Annotated in this window: 14 protein-coding genes and 1 pseudogene; 11 read left to right on the top strand and 4 right to left on the bottom strand. The window is 72.0% G+C overall.

The window, feature by feature from the left end; translation table 11 throughout:
- Nucleotides 1–276: 276 nt before the first annotated feature.
- A complete protein-coding gene (gene ileS, locus ACZ6Z8_RS05930) occupies nucleotides 277–3,450 on the bottom strand; it encodes an isoleucine--tRNA ligase (protein ID WP_465606744.1) in 3,174 nt (1,057 codons plus the stop codon).
- A 632-nt stretch (nucleotides 3,451–4,082) separates the two neighbouring features.
- On the opposite strand from ileS, the gene ACZ6Z8_RS05925 reads away from it, so the two are divergent.
- From ACZ6Z8_RS05925 to ACZ6Z8_RS05910, 4 genes are all read left to right on the top strand, one after another.
- Nucleotides 4,083–4,550 carry a TraR/DksA family transcriptional regulator gene (locus tag ACZ6Z8_RS05925; RefSeq protein ID WP_465606742.1) on the top strand — a complete coding sequence of 156 codons (468 nt, stop codon included), beginning with the start codon at nucleotides 4,083–4,085 and terminating at the stop codon, nucleotides 4,548–4,550.
- Nucleotides 4,551–4,665: 115 nt separating this feature from the next.
- The gene (gene lspA / locus ACZ6Z8_RS05920; RefSeq protein WP_465607481.1) at nucleotides 4,666–5,328 is read left to right on the top strand and encodes a signal peptidase II; all 663 of its coding nucleotides are present in this window, start codon (nucleotides 4,666–4,668) and stop codon (nucleotides 5,326–5,328) included.
- Between the two features lie 65 nt (nucleotides 5,329–5,393).
- Complete coding sequence (locus tag ACZ6Z8_RS05915; protein ID WP_465606741.1) at nucleotides 5,394–6,335, top strand: RluA family pseudouridine synthase; 942 nt, start codon at nucleotides 5,394–5,396, stop codon at nucleotides 6,333–6,335.
- A gap of 1 nt (nucleotide 6,336) precedes the next feature.
- Complete coding sequence (locus ACZ6Z8_RS05910) at nucleotides 6,337–6,798, top strand: GNAT family N-acetyltransferase (RefSeq protein ID WP_465606740.1); 462 nt, start codon at nucleotides 6,337–6,339, stop codon at nucleotides 6,796–6,798.
- A 122-nt stretch (nucleotides 6,799–6,920) separates the two neighbouring features.
- On the opposite strand, the gene ACZ6Z8_RS05905 is transcribed toward ACZ6Z8_RS05910, so the two are convergent.
- Nucleotides 6,921–7,940: a mechanosensitive ion channel family protein gene (locus ACZ6Z8_RS05905; RefSeq protein ID WP_465606738.1), complete on the bottom strand. Its 1,020-nt coding sequence runs from the start codon at nucleotides 7,938–7,940 to the stop codon at nucleotides 6,921–6,923.
- A 141-nt stretch (nucleotides 7,941–8,081) separates the two neighbouring features.
- On the opposite strand from ACZ6Z8_RS05905, the gene ACZ6Z8_RS05900 reads away from it, so the two are divergent.
- On the top strand, nucleotides 8,082–10,913 hold the full coding sequence (locus tag ACZ6Z8_RS05900) for an alpha/beta fold hydrolase (RefSeq protein ID WP_465606736.1): 2,832 nt from the start codon (nucleotides 8,082–8,084) through the stop codon (nucleotides 10,911–10,913).
- Complete coding sequence (locus tag ACZ6Z8_RS05895) at nucleotides 10,910–11,797, top strand: ABC transporter permease (protein WP_465606734.1); 888 nt, start codon at nucleotides 10,910–10,912, stop codon at nucleotides 11,795–11,797. Before ACZ6Z8_RS05900 ends, ACZ6Z8_RS05895 begins: the two co-directional genes overlap by 4 nt.
- Nucleotides 11,798–11,827: 30 nt before the next feature.
- Here the strand turns inward: ACZ6Z8_RS05895 and ACZ6Z8_RS05890 are convergent, their stop codons facing one another.
- Complete coding sequence (locus tag ACZ6Z8_RS05890) at nucleotides 11,828–12,451, bottom strand: TetR family transcriptional regulator (protein WP_465606733.1); 624 nt, start codon at nucleotides 12,449–12,451, stop codon at nucleotides 11,828–11,830.
- Between the two features lie 364 nt (nucleotides 12,452–12,815).
- Between ACZ6Z8_RS05890 and ACZ6Z8_RS05885 the strand changes: the two genes are divergently transcribed.
- The 3 genes and pseudogenes from ACZ6Z8_RS05885 (at nucleotide 12,816) to ACZ6Z8_RS05875 (ending at nucleotide 14,545) form a co-directional block, all read left to right on the top strand.
- Entirely contained in the window at nucleotides 12,816–13,394 is a 579-nt protein-coding gene (locus ACZ6Z8_RS05885) for a dienelactone hydrolase family protein (protein WP_465606731.1), read from the top strand.
- Nucleotides 13,395–13,408: 14 nt separating this feature from the next.
- Nucleotides 13,409–13,597, top strand: a pseudogene (locus tag ACZ6Z8_RS05880) (tRNA-specific adenosine deaminase); the annotation flags it as partial.
- A 54-nt stretch (nucleotides 13,598–13,651) separates the two neighbouring features.
- Entirely contained in the window at nucleotides 13,652–14,545 is an 894-nt protein-coding gene (locus ACZ6Z8_RS05875; protein WP_465606729.1) for a DUF2268 domain-containing putative Zn-dependent protease, read from the top strand.
- Between the two features lie 138 nt (nucleotides 14,546–14,683).
- Here ACZ6Z8_RS05875 and ACZ6Z8_RS05870 read toward each other — a convergent pair whose 3' ends face one another.
- Complete coding sequence (locus tag ACZ6Z8_RS05870) at nucleotides 14,684–16,804, bottom strand: transglycosylase domain-containing protein (RefSeq protein WP_465606727.1); 2,121 nt, start codon at nucleotides 16,802–16,804, stop codon at nucleotides 14,684–14,686.
- Nucleotides 16,805–17,140: 336 nt separating this feature from the next.
- Here ACZ6Z8_RS05870 and ACZ6Z8_RS05865 point away from each other — a divergent pair, with 336 nt between their 5' ends.
- A complete protein-coding gene (locus ACZ6Z8_RS05865) occupies nucleotides 17,141–17,497 on the top strand; it encodes a VOC family protein (protein WP_465606725.1) in 357 nt (118 codons plus the stop codon).
- Entirely contained in the window at nucleotides 17,416–18,225 is an 810-nt protein-coding gene (locus ACZ6Z8_RS05860) for a hypothetical protein (RefSeq protein ID WP_465607519.1), read from the top strand. Before ACZ6Z8_RS05865 ends, ACZ6Z8_RS05860 begins: the two co-directional genes overlap by 82 nt.
- Nucleotides 18,226–18,309: the final 84 nt, after the last annotated feature.

Here is an 18,309-nt window from a genome sequence, read left to right as displayed (position 1 = left end):
TTTGGACCGTTGGCAGTCTGAAAATCACCCGTCACGCCCCCTTCCGCACCCACTCCCTCCACCGCCCCCTCCCGCAGCGCGTCCCTCTCGCCTTGGTTGGGTGAGGGGGTGGGGGTTGTCGTGGGCGCGCGGGGCGTTGCCCGCGCGCCCAGGGATGGGGGGAGGGGGTGTGGGGCGCGGGGTGTTGTCCGCGCGCTTGGGGGTGGGGAGGGGGGTGGTGGGGGAAAAGGGAACCGCCGCCCGGCTCGGGGGAGCTGGGCGGCGGTTCGGGGTGGGTCAGGCCTTGCGGAGTTGGAAGGCGAGGCCGAGGGATTCGTCGGTGAAGGTGTCGGAGGTCCAGTCGGCTGCGCCGGCGGCGAAGTCGGTGGCGAGGACTTCCTCGGCGACGAGGGGGCCGTGTTCGGCGATGGCTTCGGCGGTTTCTTCCGTGGTGGCTCGCCAGCGGAGGATGATGCGGTCGGCGACGTCGAGGCCGGAGTTCTTGCGGGCTTCCTGGATCTGGCGGATGGCGTCGCGGGCGATGCCGAGGCGCTTGAGTTCCGGGGTGATGGTCAGGTCGAGGGCGACGGTGGCGCCGGACTCGTTGGCGACGGCCCAGCCCTCGCGGGGGGTTTCGGTGATGATCACCTCGTCGGGGGAGAGGGTGATCGTTTCGCCGTTGAGTTCGACGCCGGTCTCGCCGGTGGCGCGGAGTTCGGTGGCCAGGCGGGCGGCGTCGGTGGCGGCGACGGCCTTGGCGACGTCCTGGACGCCCTTGCCGAAGCGCTTGCCCAGGGCGCGGAAGTTGGCCTTGGCGGTGGTGTCGACCAGGGAGCCGCCGACCTCGGCGAGGGACTCCAGGGTGGTGACGTTGAGCTCCTCGGCGATCTGCGCGCGCAGGTCGGCGGGGAGTTCCTCCCAGCCCTGGGCGGCGACCAGCGCGCGGGAGAGCGGCTGGCGGGTCTTCACGCCGGACTCGGCGCGGGTGGCCCGGCCGAGCTCGACCAGGCGGCGGACCAGGGTCATGTGCCGGGAGAGCTCGGTGTCGATCAGGGTCTCGTCGGCCTCCGGCCAGGTGGCCAGGTGCACCGAGGCCGGGGCGTCGGAGGTGACCGGGACGACCAGGTCCTGCCAGACCCGCTCGGTGATGAACGGGGTGAGCGGGGCCATCAGGCGGGTGACGGTCTCCAGCGCCTCGTGCAGGGTGGCGAGGGCGGCGGCGTCGCCCTGCCAGAAGCGGCGGCGGCCGCGGCGGACGTACCAGTTGGAGAGGTCGTCGACGAAGCCGGAGAGCAGCTTGCCGGCGCGCTGGGTGTCGTAGGCCTCGAAGGCGGCGTCGACCTCGCGGACCAGGGTGTTCAGTTCGGAGAGCACCCAGCGGTCCAGCTGCGGGCGGTCGGCCGGGGCCGGGTCGTTCGCGGAGGGGGACCAGTTCGAGGTGCGGGCGTACAGGGCCTGGAAGGCGACGGTGTTCCAGTAGGTGAGGAGGGTCTTGCGGACCACCTCCTGGATGGTGCCGTGGCCGACCCGGCGGGCCGACCAGGGCGAGCCGCCGGCCGCCATGAACCAGCGGACGGCGTCGGCGCCGTGCTGGTCCATCAGCGGGATCGGCTGGAGGATGTTGCCCAGGTGCTTGGACATCTTCCGGCCGTCCTCGGCCAGGATGTGGCCCAGGCAGACGACGTTCTCGTAGCTGTTCCGGTCGAACACCAGGGTGCCGACGGCCATCAGGGTGTAGAACCAGCCGCGGGTCTGGTCGATCGCCTCGGAGATGAACTGCGCCGGGTAGCGCTTCTCGAACAGCTCCTTGTTCTGGTACGGGTAGCCGTACTGGGCGAAGGGCATCGAGCCCGAGTCGTACCAGGCGTCGATGACCTCGGGCACGCGGGTGGCGGTGCCGCCGCAGTCGCGGCAGGCGAAGGTGACGTCGTCGATGTACGGGCGGTGCGGGTCGAGGGCGCTCTGGTCGGTGCCGGTGAGCTCGGACAGCTCGGCCAGCGAGCCGACGCAGGTGAGGTGGCCCTCCTCGCAGCGCCAGATCGGCAGCGGGGTGCCCCAGTAGCGGTTGCGGCTGAGCGCCCAGTCGATGTTGTTGTTCAGCCAGTCGCCGAAGCGGCCGTGCTTGACCGTGTCCGGGAACCAGTTGGTGGCCTCGTTCTCACGGATCATCGCGTCCTTGACGGCGGTGGTCCGGATGTACCAGGACGGCTGCGCGTAGTAGAGCAGCGCGGTGTGGCAGCGCCAGCAGTGCGGGTAGCTGTGCTCGTACGGCAGGTGGCGGAAGAGCAGGCCGCGCTCCTTGAGGTCCGCGACCAGGGCCTCGTCGGCCTTCTTGAAGAACTGGCCACCGACCAGCGGGACCTCGGGGGCGAAGGTGCCGTCGCCGAGGACCGGGTTGACCACCGGCAGGCCGTACCTGCGGCAGGTCGCGAGGTCGTCCGCGCCGAAGGCGGGGGACTGGTGGACGATGCCGGTGCCGTCCTCGGTGGTGACGTAGTCGGCGTTGAGGACGTAGTGGGCGTTCTCGATCTCGACCAGGTCGAAGGGGCGGCGGTAGGCCCAGCGCTCCATCTCGGCGCCGGTGAAGGACTCGCCGGTGGTCTCCCAGCCCTCGCCGAGCGCCTTGGCGACCAGCGGTTCGGCGACGACCAGCTGCTCGTTGCCGTCGGTGGCCACCACGTAGGTGACCTCCGGGTGGACGGCGGCGGCGGTGTTGGAGACCAGCGTCCAGGGGGTGGTGGTCCAGACCAGCAGGGCGGCCCGGTCGGCCAGCGGGCCGCTGGTGAGCGGGAAGCGGACGTAGACCGAGGGGTCGACGACGGTCTCGTAGCCCTGAGCCAGCTCGTGGTCGGACAGGCCGGTGCCGCAGCGCGGGCACCAGGGGGCGACCCGGTGGTCCTGGACCAGCAGGCCCTTGTCGAAGATCTGCTTGAGCGACCACCAGACGGACTGGACGTACGACGGGTCCATCGTCCGGTAGGCCTCGTCGAGGTCGACCCAGTAGCCCATGCGGGTGGTCAGCTCGGCGAAGGCGTCGGTGTGGCGGGTCACCGACTCGCGGCACTTGGCGTTGAACTCGGCGATGCCGTACGCCTCGATGTCCTGCTTGCCGGAGAAGCCCAGTTCCTTCTCGACGGCGAGCTCGACCGGGAGGCCGTGGCAGTCCCAGCCGGCCTTGCGGGCGACGTGGTAGCCCTTCATCGTCCGGTAGCGCGGGAAGACGTCCTTGAAGACCCGGGCCTCGATGTGGTGGGCGCCGGGCATGCCGTTGGCGGTCGGCGGGCCCTCGTAGAAGACCCACTCGGGGCGGCCCTCGGACTGCTCCAGGCTGCGCTGGAAGACCTTGTTGTCCTGCCAGAAGGAGAGGATCTGGTGTTCGAGGGCGGGGAGGTCCACCTGTGCGGGGACGGGGTGATAGAGAGGGGCCGCGCGCAGCGCGTCGTCGTGGTGGGTGACGGGTTGGGAGCTCATCGCGGGCGTCTACCTCCGGCGGATGCTGGGACTGGATCCTCCGGAGGGACGAGACGGACCAGCCGCCCCGCGGTACCACCCTCCTTGGCCGCGGTGCTGCGTTTCGCGGCCCTCTTGTTTGGGCTTGCTGCCGGGTCTAGTGGGCCACCGCGGTGGCTGTTCTTCCGGCGGCTCCGGGGTGATCTTCCCGCCGTGCACACCCCCGGGCTCGCACCGTCCCCGGGTCGCTGGTGGCTGCGTACGTCGGTACTCGTCCCATCTGCGCCTTGCAGGGCCAGTGTATCGGCCGGGCGAGACGGTTTGTCCAAAGGGATTCGGGGGAGTGGGTCCGGGGACGGGATCCGGGCTGGTCGGCGGGGGCGGTTAGGCGGGGGTGAGGTGGGCACAAGTCTGTCAGCGCGAGGCGTGGCAGTTGGGGCGGCTGCCTGGGTGGGATCATCCTGAGGCGTCGGTATGTCATGTTGTGACCGGTTTTGATCGGGATTATCGTTCCGGCACTGGAAGCCGCCGGGAACCGGCGGCTCGATTCGTTCGTAGATGGGGTCGAAGCCATGGCTGAGAAGGCAACCGGCGCGGGTACCGCCACCAAGCGGGCACGCAAGGCCGTGGCGGCCGATCCAGGGGAGGGGACCGTGACCACTACCGCACCTCAGAAGACCAGTACCGAGACCGTCACCGTGACGCGCGGAGCCGAGTCGGTCGACCCGGCGACCCTGCCCGTCCGACCGGGCGAGGACGCCTGGACCTCCGACGAGGTCCACGAGCTGCACGACGAGCTGATCAACGACCTGGAGCGGCTGCGCGGCGAGATCGACGCCGCCGACGCCGCCATCGCCGGCCTGATGCGCGACTCCAACGACGGAGCCGGTGACGACCAGGTGGACGCCGGTACGAAGAACATCTCGCGGGAGAGCGAGCTGGCCCTCGCCAACAACGCGCGGGACAGCCTCGCCCAGACCGAACGCGCCCTGGAGCGGCTGGAGGGTGCCGGCTTCGGCATCTGCGAGTCCTGCGGACAGGCCATCGGCAAGGCCCGGTTGCAGGCCTTCCCCCGGGCCACGCTCTGCGTGCAGTGCAAGGCCAAGCAGGAACGCCGCTGATCCGGGGCACCGACCGTGCCACCGGAGCGACGCGGGGGGTCGGGCTTGCCGTACGCTCGACCCCGTAACGTCGCCTGACTCGTCGGTACGGACGCGTTCAGGCCCACATCGGCTCATCTCGGCAGCGGAGCGGATCATCAGTACGCAAGGTTCCCCTCAGACCCGGGACGACGCCGTCCCGAATCCCGCCGATGACGCGGAGGTGGCCGTGGCCGAGTCCGCAGAGCCGGCCGAGTCCGCCGGGGAGGCCCCGGCGACGGTGGACGAGCCCAAGGGCCGGCGCCGGGTCGGGGTGCTGCTGGTCGTCGCGGTGCTCGCCCTCCTGATCGACCTCGGCAGCAAGCTGCTGGTCGTCGCCAAGCTGGAGAACCACGCGGCGATCAAGGTGATCGGCGACGTCGTCACCTTCCAGGTGATCCGCAACTCCGGCGCCGCCTTCGGCATGGGACAGGCGCTGACCGTCGTCTTCACGATGATCGCCTCGGCCGTCATCGTGGTGATCTGGCGGATCGCCCGCCGGCTGTACAGCCTCCCGTGGGCGATCGCGCTCGGGCTGCTGCTCGGCGGTGCGCTCGGCAACCTCACCGACCGGCTGTTCCGCGCGCCGGGCGTCTTCCGCGGGCACGTCGTGGACTTCATCTCGGTCCAGCACTTCGCGGTGTTCAACCTCGCGGACTCGGCGATCGTCTGCGGCGGCATCCTCGTCGTCCTGCTCTCCTTCCGCGGCAGCAACCCCGACGGGAGCGTGCACCAGCCGGCGGAGAAGGGCGAGAAGTAGGGCCCCTGCCCGGTCGCGACGGCTCGCGGGCGGGGCGGGGCCGGGTTTCCGGCATACTCGTACGGGTGAGTACCGCAGCAGCGCAGATCCGCAGCCTCCCCGTTCCCGACGGCCTGGAGGGCGAGCGCCTCGACGCCGCCCTCGCCCGGATGTTCGGCTTCTCCCGGACCAAGGCCGCCGAACTGGCCGCCGAGGGCAAGGTGACGCTCGACGGCGCCGTGGCCGGCAAGTCGGACCGGGTGACCGCAGGGTCCTGGCTGGAGGTCGAGATCCCCGCCCCCGCCGCCCCGGTGCGGATCGTCGCCGAGCCGGTCGAGGGCATGCGGATCGTCCACGACGACGAGGACATCGTGCTGGTCGACAAGCCGGTCGGCGTCGCCGCGCACCCCAGCCCCGGCTGGACCGGCCCCACCGTCATCGGCGGGCTCGCCGCGGCCGGCTACCGGATCTCCACCTCCGGTGCCGCCGAGCGCCAGGGCATCGTGCACCGGCTGGACGTCGGAACCTCGGGGCTGATGGTCGTCGCCAAGTCCGAGCGGGCCTACACCGACCTCAAGCGGCAGTTCCACGACCGGGTCACGGACAAGCGCTACCACACGCTGGTCCAGGGCCACCCGGACCCGCTGAGCGGCACGGTCGACGCGCCGATCGGCCGGCACCCCAGCTCGGACTGGAAGTGGGCGGTGACCCGCGACGGCAAGCCGTCCGTCACCCACTACGACCTGATCGAGGCGTACCGGGCGGCCTCGCTGATGGCCATCAAGCTGGAGACCGGCCGCACCCACCAGATCCGCGTCCACATGTCCGCGCTGCGGCACCCCTGCGTCGGCGACCTGACGTACGGCGCCGACCCGACGCTGGCGAAGCGGCTCGGGCTGACCCGGCAGTGGCTGCACGCCGTCTCGCTCGGCTTCGAGCACCCGGCGGACGGGGAGTGGGTCGAGTTCGCCAGCGAGTACCCGGCGGACCTGCAGAAGGCACTGGACATCATCGCGTCGGAGAGCTGAGATGACGGTCTCCGTGCGGGTCGCCGAGGGCGAGGCCGACCTGGAGCTGGTGCGGGCGGTGCGGCGTGAGGTGTTCGTCGTCGAGCAGAACGTGCCGGAGGAGCTGGAGTACGACGAGTACGACGCGACCTCGGTGCACCTGCTGGCCGTGGGGGCGGACGGCGAAGCGCTGGGGACCGGGCGGCTGATCTTCGGTGCGGAGGCCCTGGAGCTGACCGGGGGTGTCGAGGGGCGGGTGCTGCTCGGGCGGCTCGCGGTCCTGGCGGCGGCCCGGGGGACGGGGCTCGGGGTCGAGCTCGTCCGGGCGATCGAGGCGGCGGGGCGGGAGCGCGGCGGCGTCGAGGTCGAGTTGCACGCGCAAGTGCGGGCGCTCGGGTTCTACGAGCGGCTGGGGTACGTGGCGGAGGGGCCGGTGTACGAGGATGCCGGGATTCCGCACCGGACGATGACGAGGGTTCTGTAGCTCCTGGGAAGCGGGGGCGGGCCCCGGGGCCTCGGTGCCGGTGGTCGCCTTCCGCTTCGCGCGGTTCCCCGCGCCCCCTTTTCGGGGTGCGGGGTTTTCTGTTCGGGGCCTCGGCGGGGTGGTCAGGTGTCGGTGGTGCGCAGGCGGGGGAGGGCGTGGGGGTGCTCGTCGCGTAGGTGGGCGATGAGCTGTTCGCGGATGTCGAAGCGGAGCTGGGCGGCGTCGTCGGGGGTGCGGGCGGTCATGGTGGCGCGGACGACGATGGTGCTGGGGGTGGTGTCGGTGACGTTGAGGGCCCACTCGCGGCCGTCCCAGAGCGGGTGCTGTTCCAGCCGGGTGTGCAGGGCCGCGCGCAGTTCGTCCACCGGGGTGCTGTGGTCGAGGTGGAGCAGGACGGCGGCGAGCAGGCCGGGGTCGCGGCGGGTCCAGTTCTCGAAGGGCTTGTTGACGAAGTAGGAGACCGGGACGACCAGTCGGCGGTGGTCCCAGAGCCGGACCACCAGGTAGAGGAGGGTGATCTCCTCGACCGTGCCCTGCTGGCCGTCCACCACCACGGTGTCGCCGATCCGTACGGTGTCGCCGAAGGCGATCTGCAGGCCGGCGAAGAAGTTGCCCAGGGTGCTCTGGGCGGCGATGCCCGCGACGATGCCGATCAGGCCGGCCGAGGCGAGCAGGCTGGCGCCGACGGTGCGCATGGCGGAGAAGGTCAGCAGCATCACGGCGGCGGTGACCACGACGATCACCGCGCTGACCACGCGGCGGAGCATGCTGATCTGGGTGTGCACCCGCTGGACCCGGGCCGGGTCGTCGGTGACCGTCTCGTAGCGGCGGAGCAGCGCCTCCAGGACGGCGGCCACCACGCGGACGGCCAGCCAGCCGAGGGCGGCGAGCAGGAGCAGCAGGAGCAGGTGGTGGGCGCCCTGGTCATCGGTCGGGTGGAAGATCCGCCGAAGCGGGTTGGTGACGAGCAACAGGGCCGATGCCAGGGCGAGTTGGAGCGGGACGCGACAACGGCGGAGGAGTGCCCAGACCGGCGCCTCCGGGTGGCCGGCGCTGATCCGCTGGAGGGCCTGGTCGACGATCCAGCCGACCGCGAGGGTGGCGGCGACGGTGGCGAGCAGGGTGATCAGCGGCCAGAGCACGAGGACCTTCCCGGGGTGTCGTCCGGTCCGGGGGAGAGCCGGGTGAGCCGTACGATACCGGGGTCTACCGGGGCGAACCGGGCGAAAAGGGCTGACGGCTTTATCGGACGCCTACCCGGACGACGGATACGATCAGCCCCCATGGAGTTCGGTGGGGCATGGCGCCGGTGGCGCGGCCGGGGTACGTCGATGCGGCGCAGGGTGCTGGCCGGGGCGGTGGCCCTGGTGGCGGTCGCCGGGGTCGGCACGGCGACGGTGGCGTCGGGCGGTGAACAGGCGGTCCATCAAGAGGATCGTTTCCTCAGCATGCCGGAGACCCCCGGCAGCGCCCAGCAGGTCCAGCTGGACACCTCCTTCTTCACCACCGGGACCGGTCCGCGACCGGCCGTTCTGCTCGCGCACGGCTTCGGCGGCTCCAAGGAGGGCGAGCGGGACCGCGCCGAGCAGCTGGCCCGGCAGGGCTACGCGGTGCTGACCTGGTCGGCCCGCGGCTTCGGGCACTCCGGCGGGAAGATCGGCCTGAACGCGCCCGACCGCGAGGTCGAGGACGTCAAGCACCTGGTGGACTGGCTGGCCCAGCGCCCCGAGGTGAAGCTCGACGGGCCCGGCGACCCGCGGGTCGGCATCACCGGGGCCTCGTACGGCGGGGCCATCTCCTTGCTGGCCTCGGCGTACGACCACCGGATCGACGCGGTGGCCACCCAGATCACCTGGTGGAACCTGGCCGACGCGCTGTTCCCGCAGGGAGTGGACGGCTCGGGCGCGGCCGACGGCGTGTTCAAGAAGCTGTGGGCCGGGATCTTCTTCACCACCGGCTCGGCGGCCCCTGGTTCGGCGGGCGGTCTCGGTCCCTCGGGCGGCGCGCCGCGCGGGACGGGCAAGCCGGACGCCGGCAAGCCGGACGCCGGGAAGCCGGACGCGGCGGTGGCGGACGGGCAGGTCGGGTGCGGGCGGTTCCTGGACTCGCTCTGCCAGATGTACGACCGGGTCGCGACCGCGGGGCACGCCGACCCGGAGGCGGTCGCGCTGCTGGACAGGTCGAGCCCGTCCTCGGTGGCGGCGCAGCTGAAGGCGCCCACGCTGGTGGTGCAGGGGCAGCAGGACTCGCTGTTCCCGCTCGACCAGGGCGACCGGATCGCGCGGGCGGTGGCGGCCAACGGCGCGCCGGTCTCGGTGGACTGGTTCGCGGGCGGGCACGACGGCGGCACGGACACCAGTGCCCGGGTGGACGACCGGGTGACCGCCTGGTTCGACCACTACCTGAGGGGGCTCGGCAACGGCACCGGTCCGGGGTTCCGGGTCACCCGGACCGGCGGGGTCGACTCGACCGGCTTCCAGGCCGTACTGCGCGGCGCCGACGCCGACCGGTACCCCGGGCTCGGCGGTACCGGGACGCGCTCCGTCGAGCTGGCGGGCGGGGAGAAGCCCGTCGCCAACCCGCCCGGCGGGGCGCCGCCCGGGATCTCGACGCTGCCGGGGATCGGCGCGCTGAGCCAGGCGGCCTCGCTCGGGGCCGGGCTGTCGCTGGACTTCCCCGGGCAGAACGCCGCCTTCGACTCCGCGCCGCTGGACACGTCGCTGCACCTGACCGGGCAGCCGACCGTGCCGGTGCGGGTGACGGCGGACCGGCCGGACGCGGTGCTGTTCGCGAAGCTGTACGACGTCGGGCCGGACGGGAAGGCGGTGCTGCCGGAGCAGCTCGCGGCCCCGCTGCGGGTGACGGGCGCGGACGAGGGGAAGACGGTGACGGTCCGGCTGCCCGCCGTGGACCACGACTTCCCGGCCGGGCACCGGCTGCGGCTGGTGCTGGCGTCCACCGACCTGGCGTACGCCTCGCCGAACGAGCCGGCCACCTACCGGGTGGCCGTGGCCGGGGCGCTCACCGCGCCGACGGTGTCGGAGCTGGTCACGGAGACGGCGCCGCTGCCCGCGCGGACCTGGATGCTGCCGCTGGCGGCCGTGGCGGTGGCCGCAGGGCTGATGCTGGTGCCGTGGGTGCGGCGGCGATCGACGGTCGGCAAGTCCTCCGGCCCCGAGTTCGATCCGGCGCTGGCCGGGGTGCCGCTGCGGATCAGCGGGCTGAGCAAGCGCTACAAGGGCTCCCAGGACCGGTACGCCGTACGGGATCTGGGATTCCGGGTGGAGCAGGGGCAGGTGCTCGGACTGCTCGGGCCGAACGGCGCGGGCAAGACCACCACGCTGCGGATGCTGATGGGCCTGATCCGGCCGGACGCCGGGGAGATCCGGGTGTTCGGGCACCTGATCCGCCCCGGGGCGCCGGTGCTCTCGCGGGTCGGGGCCTTCGTCGAGGGCGCGGGCTTCCTGCCGCACCTCACCGGGCGGGCCAACCTGCGGCTGTACTGGCAGGCCACCGGGCGGCCGGAGGCCGACGCGCGGTTCGACGAGGCGCTGGCCATCGCCGGGCTCGGGGAGGCGCTGGACCGCGCGGTGCGGACCTACTCCCAGGGCATGAGGCAGCGGCTGGCCATCGCGCAGGCGATGCTCGGGATGCCGGACCTGCTGATCCTGGACGAGCCGACCAACGGGCTGGACCCGCCGCAGATCCGCGAGATGCGCGAGGTGATGATCCGGTACGCGGCGGGCGGGCGGACCGTCATCGTCTCCAGCCACCTGCTGGCCGAGGTCGAGCAGAGCTGCACCGACCTGGTGGTGATGGACCGCGGGCAGCTGGTGACGGCCGGGCCGGTCGGCGAGATCGTCGGCGCCGGTGAGCTGCTGATGATCGGGGTGGCCGCGTCCTGCGACCCGGAGTCGGTGGCCGAGAAGGCCGGGGCGCTGGCCGGGGTCGGTTCGGCGGAGGCCGTCGAGGGCGGGCTGCTGGTCCGGCTGGACGGGCTCGCGGCGAGCGAGCTGCTGGCGGAGCTGGTGCGGCTGGGGGTGCCGGTGGAGAGCGCCGGGCCGCAGCGGCGGTTGGAGGACGCGTTCCTGTCGTTGATCGGAGGTGCGGCGTGAGCGCCGGTGCTGCTACGGATCGGGTCCCCTCGGACCGCGCTGAGTCGGACCACGCCGAGGGGTACCGGGCGAGCCGGACGCTGCCGCTGCGGGTGGAGGCGATGCGGCAGCTGCGCCGTCGCCGCACGCTGGTGATCGGCGGGGTGCTGGCCGCGATGCCGTTCGTCATCCTGGCGGCGTTCCGGATCGGCGGGACCCCGGGGCGCCCGGACCGGACCACCTTCATCGACCTGGCCACCGCCTCCGGGGCCAACTTCGCCGTCACCATGCTGTTCGTGGGCACCGGCTTCATGCTGGTGATCCCGGTCGCGCTGTTCTGCGGGGACACGGTGGCCTCGGAGGCCAGCTGGTCCTCGCTGCGCTACCTGCTGGCCGCGCCGGTGCCGCGGGCACGGCTGCTGGCCCGCAAGTTCGCGGTCGGGCTGGCGTTCTCGGCGGTCGCGATCGTCATGCTGCCCGCGATCGGGCTGGTCGTGGGGACGGCGGCGTACGGCTGGGGGGACCTGAAGCTGCCCGCCGGGGCCAGTCTGCCCGCCGGGGAGGCGCTGCCCCGGATCGCGATCGCGGTGGCGTTCGTGTTCCTGAGCGAGCTGGTGATCGCCGCGCTGGCGTTCTGGCTGTCGACGGCGACGGACGCGCCGTTGGGGGCGGTCGGCGGGGCGGTGTTCCTGTCGATCATCACCGGGGTGCTGGACGCGGTCACCGCGCTGGGCGATCTGCGGGAGTGGCTGCCGGCGCACTGGCAGTACGCCTGGGCGGACGCCCTGCAGCCGCAGCTGGAGTGGGGCGGCATGGTGCAGGGGGTCTCGTTGTCGCTGTCGTACGCGGTGGTGCTGCTGGCGCTGGCGTTCCGCGGGTTCGGGCGCAAGGACGTGGTGTCGTAGCGGGGTGGGGTCGACAGGTCGGTGGGTCGGTCAGCGGAGCGCGGGGGTCGGGGCCGGGCGGGCGGACAGGGCGGTGAAGAGCAGTCGCCACAGGGGCTCTCCGTCGTTGATGGCGGGGCTGTTGTCGTAGGCGCTGCTGTCGTCGGCGTGTTCGGCCGTGGTCAGCAGTCCCCGGATCACGATCAGCAGGAGTTCGGCGACCAGCTGTGGACAGTGGTCGGGGAAGCCGCTGTCCCGCTGGGCGCGGCGGACCAGGCCGGTCAGGGCGTCGTGCATCTCGGCGAGAACGTCGCAGGGGGCGGGTGCCAGGCCGGGGTGGTGGACCGCGAGCCGGAGCGCGGCCCGTAGCCGGACGTCCGAGCGCAGCCGGTCGGCGAAGGCCACGACGACGCCTTCGAGCACCTCGGCGGGGTCGGCGTCCGGGGTGTCGTACGCGGCGTGCAGGCTCGTCCAGGCGTGGCGGGACTCGTCGATCAGGGCCCGGGCCAGCGACCGCTTCGAGGGGAAGTGGCCGTAGAGCGCGCCCTTGGTCATGCCGATGCGCTCGGCCACGGTGTTCAGCGTGGTGCTGTCGTAGCCCTGGACGGCGAACGCCTCGGCGGCGGCCGTCAGGACCTTCTCCCGTGTGCGTCGTGCCCTCTCCTGCTTTGCCATGGCCCTGCCCTCCGTCGTTGCCTGGAGCTCATACATACCATCGGGATGGAATGTTGTTGCAAGGCCTTCCTCCGCAGTTTGAATGCGCTTCTGCAGGCCTGTGGAATTGGGAGGCGAAAACATACCTGTAGGAATCTTGCGAACACATGAGCGGTGGGCGGATCTGCGGGCGGCTCGTCAGGCCGGGTCCGTCACCCCGCGGCCGGTGGCGAGGACCACCAGGCCGCCGAGGGCGGCGAGGCCCGAGCAGGACGGCGGCGAAGACGGTGCCGCGCCTCCGGGGTGGCTGTGCGGCGCGCCCTCCGGGCGGGGTGCGGGATCATGGGTGGGTATCCCTGACCTCGTTTGCCGAAGGACCCCGACCGTGGCCCAGATCGTCCTCTTCCACTCCGCGCACGGCCTGAGCCCGGCCGTGCGCGGCGCCGCCGACCGGCTGCGCGCCGCCGGGCACACCGTGCACACGCCGGACCTGTTCGAGGGCCGCACCTTCGACGACTCCGAGGCCTCCCAGGCCTACCAGGAGGAGGCCGGCGGCGGGGACGAGCTGCTGCGGCGCGCGGTGGCCGCCTCCGCCCCGCTGTCCGAGGGCGGGCTGGTGTACGCCGGGATCGGGCTCGGCGGCGCGATCGCGCAGAACCTGGCGCTGGCGGACGAGAAGGCGCGCGGACTGCTGCTCCTGCACGGCACCTCGGACCTGCGCGAGGACGCGGTGACCGGCGTCCCGGTGCAGCTGCACATGGCGGAGCCGGACCCCTACGAGCCGGAGGACTGGCTGAACGCCTGGTACCTGCGGATGCGGCGGGCGGGCGCGGAGGTCGAGGTGCACCGCTACCCGGGCGCCGGGCACCTGTTCACCGACCCGTCCCTGGACGACTACGACGCGGAGGCCGCGGAGCGGGCCTGGGCGGCGGCGCTGGACTTCCTGGCGGACCTGGAGGAGTAGCGGGGGACGGGCGCCAGCCGTGCGGGATGTGTGCGGGGGCGCTGGTCCGCTCGGGCGTCGGTCGGGTGGTGTACGCGCTGGCGACCGAGCAACTGGTCGAGCTCAACCCGGCCCCGGGCGCGTGGCCGGCGGTGGCGCACGACGGGCCGGCGCTGTTCGACGAGGCCCGGGGGCCGATCGAGGCGTACCACCGGGAGCGCTGAACGCGGGGGCGGGAGTTGACCCTCACGTGACGTGAGGTCCTACCGTCTCGGGGCATGGAGATCGTGGTTCATGACACGGCGAGCGCGATGCTCGAACTGCTGCGGCGACCGGTCGGCGAGCGGGCCGACGCGTTGCGGGAGGTGTACCGGCCGCTGGAGGGCGCGATGTCCCGGGTGATGGGGCCGGTGGACCTGGTGGGACTGCACCAGGCGATGGGGAGCGGGTTCCGGCTCGACCGGGACGACGAGCGGTACCTGCCCGCGGTGCGGCGGATGCAGGAGGAGGGGGTGTGGAGCAGGGTCGAGGAGTCGGTCCGGGCCGCGTGGCAGCGGATCGACGCCGCGGTGCCGGGGGTGCGGCACGCCGAGACGGTGCACGTGGTGCTGGTGCTCGGCAACCCGGATGACGACCACCTGACCGTCCGCAGCGGCGGCTACTTCGGGATGGGCGGGATCCCCGGGGCGATCCAGCTGGTGATGTGGCCGACCGCGACGAGCCTGGCGAAGATCGGTCACGCCGCGGCGCACGAGGTCCACCACAACGTCCGGTACGCCAACGTGGCGTGGGACCCGGCGACGGTCACCGTCGGCGAGCAGGTCGTGGCGGAGGGCCTGGCCGAGGCCTTCGTAAGGGAGTTGGCGGGGGAGGACGCCCTGGGCCCGTGGTCGACGGCGCTCACCGGCCCCGAGTTGGACGGCGCGTACGAGCGGATCACGGCCGCGATCGACGTGGCGGGGATGGGGAACCTGCCGCCGTACGTCTTCGGGGACGCGACCGCGCTGCGGCTGGGGCACGAGCCGGTCGGGCTGCCGGACTTCGCCGGGTACGGTGCCGGGCTGCGGATCGCCGACGCGCACCTGGCGGCCTCGGGGCTGACCGCCGCGCAGAGCGTGGCGCTGCCGGTGGGCGAGGTTCTGGCCAACGCGGGGGTGCGGACCGGGGCGTGACGGGGAGACGGGGCGGTCGGCGGGGCGCGCGAGGGGACGCCCCGCCGGCTGCGCCGCCCTGGTCCCGGGTGCTTCACCGGTGCTTCACCCCGCCGAGCCGGTGCTCGGCGGGGTGAAGTGCCGTGGGGGTGGGGCCGGTCAGTGCTGGGAGCCGGAGGGGGTGGTGCTCGGGGCGTCGGTGCTTCCGGTGGTGGTCCCGGTGGGGCTTCCGGTGGGGCTTCCGGTGGTGCTCGGGTCGGGCTTGCTGACCGGGTCCGGGACGTCGGCCATCGGCAGGGACTGCCTGGGCGTGCCGCGCAGGGCGCCGTTCATGGCGTCCCGCCAGATCGGGCCTGGGCCGTCGGCGCCGAACACCTCGGTGTGGTAGTCCCCGTTGATGGTGATGTTGCGCATCTCGACGCCGCCCCCCGGGCCGCCGAGCCAGACGGCGGTGGCCAGCTGCGGGGTGTAGCCGTCGAACCAGGCGGCCCGCTTGTGGTCGGAGGTGCCGGTCTTGCCCGCGACCTGCCGGTTGTCCTCCAGGTGGAGCGCCGAGCCGGTGCCGCCGTCCTTGATCACGCCGTTCAGGACGGTGTTCATCTCCTGTGCCGTCGTCTCGGAGAAGGCCCGCTCGCAGTGGCCGGCCGGGACGGGGACGTCCTTGCCGTCCACGGTGGTGATCTGGGTGATGGCGATCGGGTCGCAGTGGGTGCCTTCGGCGGCGAAGGTGGCGTACACGCTCGCCATCGTCAGCGGGCTCATCTCCTCCACGCCCAGGGCCATCGCGGGGACCTCCTCCAGCGGCTTGCCGCTGGCCTTGGTGGCGATGCCGAGCTTGTTGGCCATCTGCTTGACCGCGCAGAGGCCGATCTCCTGCTCCATCAGCACGAAGTAGGTGTTGACCGACCGGGCCATCGCCTCCTTCAGCTGGTACGTGCCCTTCTCACTCGCGGACTCGTTGGGCACCACGGTCTTGGGCCTGGTCTCGTTGCGCCAAGTCCCCTCGCAGGTCTTCATGGTCGGGTACTCGATCTTGTTCGGGGTCGAGTACTCCTGGACCGGCGGCAGTCCCGCCTCCAGCGCCGCGGCCGCGACGACCGGCTTGAACGTGGAGCCGGGCTGGAAGCCGTTGCCGCCGCCCATCGCGGCGTCGACGTTGAGGTTGACGACGGTCTGGTTCTTCGTCGCGTCCAGGCCGTACGGGCGGGTCTGGGCCATGGCGAGGATCTTGCCGGTCCCCGGTTCGACCATGCTGGCGGCGGCGGAGACGGTGTCGGTGACGGCCACGTTGCTGCTCACCGCGTTCTGGGCGGCGGCCTGCTTGTCCGGGTCGAGGGTGGTGTGGATGTTCAGGCCGCCGGTGTCCCACAGCTTCTTGCGGTCCTCGGCGCTCTTGCCGAAGGCCGGGTCCTGCTTGACGACGTGGCGGACGTAGTCGCAGAAGAAGCCCATGCCGGCCTTGGCGGTGATGCAACCGTTCTGCGGCTCCTTGTACTTGAGGCCCAAAGGAGCGGCCTTCGCCTCCTTCGCCTGGTCGGCGGTGATGTGCTTGCTCTCCAGCATCTTGTCGATGACGGTGTCCCGGCGCTTCTGCGCGGCCTGGGGGTGGAGCTTCGGGTCGTACTGGGTCGGGTTCTGGACGAGGCCGGCGAGGGTGGCGGCCTCGGCGACGGTCAGGTCCTTGTTGCTCTTGCTGAAGTAGCGCTGGGATGCGGCCTCCACGCCGTAGGCGCCGTTCCCGTAGTACGTGATGTTGAGGTAGTTGGTGAGGATCTGGTCCTTGGGCAGGTCCTCCTCCAGTTTGATCGCGATCTTGAGCTCCTGGATCTTGCGGCCCAGGGTCTTGCGCTGGGCCTCCAGGACGGCGCCCTTGTTCTCGCCGGCCTTCTCCACGTTGACGTTCTTCACGTACTGCTGGGTGAGGGTGGAGGCGCCCTGGGCGGCCGTACCGCTCTCCGCGTTCTTGCTCAGTGCGCGGAGGACGCCCTTGAGGTCGACGGCACCGTGCTCGTAGAACCGGGCGTCCTCGATGTCGACCTGGGCGTGTCGCATGTACGGCGACATCTGGTCGGGGGGCAGGACGGTGCGGTCGCGCTCGTAGACCTTCGCGATCAGGCCGCCCTTGGCGTCGAAGATCTGGGTCGCCTGGGTGAGCGGCGGGGTCCTGAAGTCGTCGGGAATGTCGTCGAAGCCCTCTGCCGTGCTCTTGGCGGTCAGTCCGATGCCGCCGGCGACGGGCAGGGCGAGGCCCGCCAGCAGTACACCGGACACGACGCTCACACCGATGAAGGTCGCACCGAAGCGGGCCAGCCGGAGCGGCGACCTTCGGGGCGGGCGAGGGTTGGCGGCGTGGTCGTCGGAGGAATTCCGTATCGGAGAGGGATTCGATTCCATTCCGGAATGCTAACCCTCGGTCCTTGTGGGGCGAACGATTTTCCGGGGGCGAGTGTCACGGGTTCGCAACAGGGTCGGAATTCGACTTCAAGGATATTGGATGTATACGAACTCAATGAATGCGGAGGAATTCGGAGCTCTGCTGGATGCGCACTCACTGAGGCCCCCTGGAGTGCGTCGCCCCTTCCCCTTCCGTGGTCCGTCATCACTTTGATGCGGTGAGTGGATCGAAACGTTGCACCCGTCCGCGCGGCGAACGGACTGCTGATCTGGATCAATCCGGCGGCGGAGGCGAAAACGGTCAAGAACCGGATGCACCTGGATATGTGGGGTGACGCGGCTCGATTGGTCATACTTGGGGCGACGGTGGGGCGGGAGCCCGGCGGTGAGGTGCACTGGCATGTGCTGGCGGATCCCGAGGGGAACGAATTCTGTGTGTTCGTTCCTGTGCGGTGGCCCTTTTCGTCGCCGGTGAGGGGGTGGGGCACGATGGGGCCGTGGCAGAGCGGAGATACGAGTACGCACCGGCGGGGACGCTGCCGGGGTTGTTGCAGCGTGGGCGGGGCCTGGGGGCGTTGATGGCGGCGGAGGACCCGGGGGCCGCTGCTGAGCTGGTGTACGGGTGCATCCGCTGGGAGTGGCGTTGGGATTCGCAGGCTGATGCGCGGGATGTGTACCTCGCGCGGCTGGTCCGGGACCTGGAGTTGCCGCTCGGGCCGGTGGTCGAGGTGCTGTCCGGGGGCGAAGCCGCCCGGGGGCGGGCCGCCCGGGTGCTGGAGCTGCTGGCGCTCAGCGGTTCGGTGGAGGCCCGGGAGGCGTTGGGGACGTCCGTCGGGGGAGGGCGTGAAGGGGCTCGGGCGGGGGTGGGCGTTCCGGTGCCGGCCGAGCGGGATGTCCCGGTTCTCGTCGCCGAGCTGGAGCAGGCCTGGGTGGACCGTGCCTGGTGCGGCCCGGCGCGGCTGGCGCGTGAGTTGGCGCGGTTCGGTCCGGAGGCGGCGGGCGCGGTGTCGCTGCTGCGCCGGTTCTGGTTGCAGACGCCGCACTCGTCCGAGCGGGCCGCGTACCTGGAAGCGCTGGCGGCCCTGGGGTCGGCCGGGATGGCGGAGGCGTACGTCGAGTCGCTCTGGGACTGTGAGGCGGCCGCCCGTCTCCTGGGCGTCGAGCGCGCCCCGGACACGCCACAGGTGCGGGCCCGGCTGGCGTCCCTTCGGGACGATCCGATCGAGGAACCGGCGGTCAGGAACGCGGCCGGAGCACGGCTGGCCGGGCTCTCCCCGGAAACGCCGGGGCGGGGGTTGCGGGGGTGAGTCTCTCCGGGGAGTGGCGGGCTAGAGTGGACGCGTGAACGTGTGAGTGATGGTCCGGACCCCGCGAGGTGTTCCGGGCCACCT

The organism is Kitasatospora sp. NPDC101108, from assembly GCF_055584725.1.
This window is presented reverse-complemented; position numbering and strand designations above follow the sequence as displayed.

What these genes read in the sequence shown, in the direction of transcription:
- ACZ6Z8_RS05910 (WP_465606740.1), top strand. Translation starts at nt 6,337, where the DNA reads ATGACGGTCTCCGTGCGGGTCGCCGAGGGCGAGGCCGACCTGGAGCTG.
- ACZ6Z8_RS05900 (WP_465606736.1), top strand. Translation starts at nt 8,082, where the DNA reads ATGGAGTTCGGTGGGGCATGGCGCCGGTGGCGCGGCCGGGGTACGTCG.
- ACZ6Z8_RS05890 (WP_465606733.1), bottom strand. Translation starts at nt 12,451, where the DNA reads ATGGCAAAGCAGGAGAGGGCACGACGCACACGGGAGAAGGTCCTGACG.
- ileS (WP_465606744.1), bottom strand. Translation starts at nt 3,450, where the DNA reads ATGAGCTCCCAACCCGTCACCCACCACGACGACGCGCTGCGCGCGGCC.
- ACZ6Z8_RS05875 (WP_465606729.1), top strand. Translation starts at nt 13,652, where the DNA reads ATGGAGATCGTGGTTCATGACACGGCGAGCGCGATGCTCGAACTGCTG.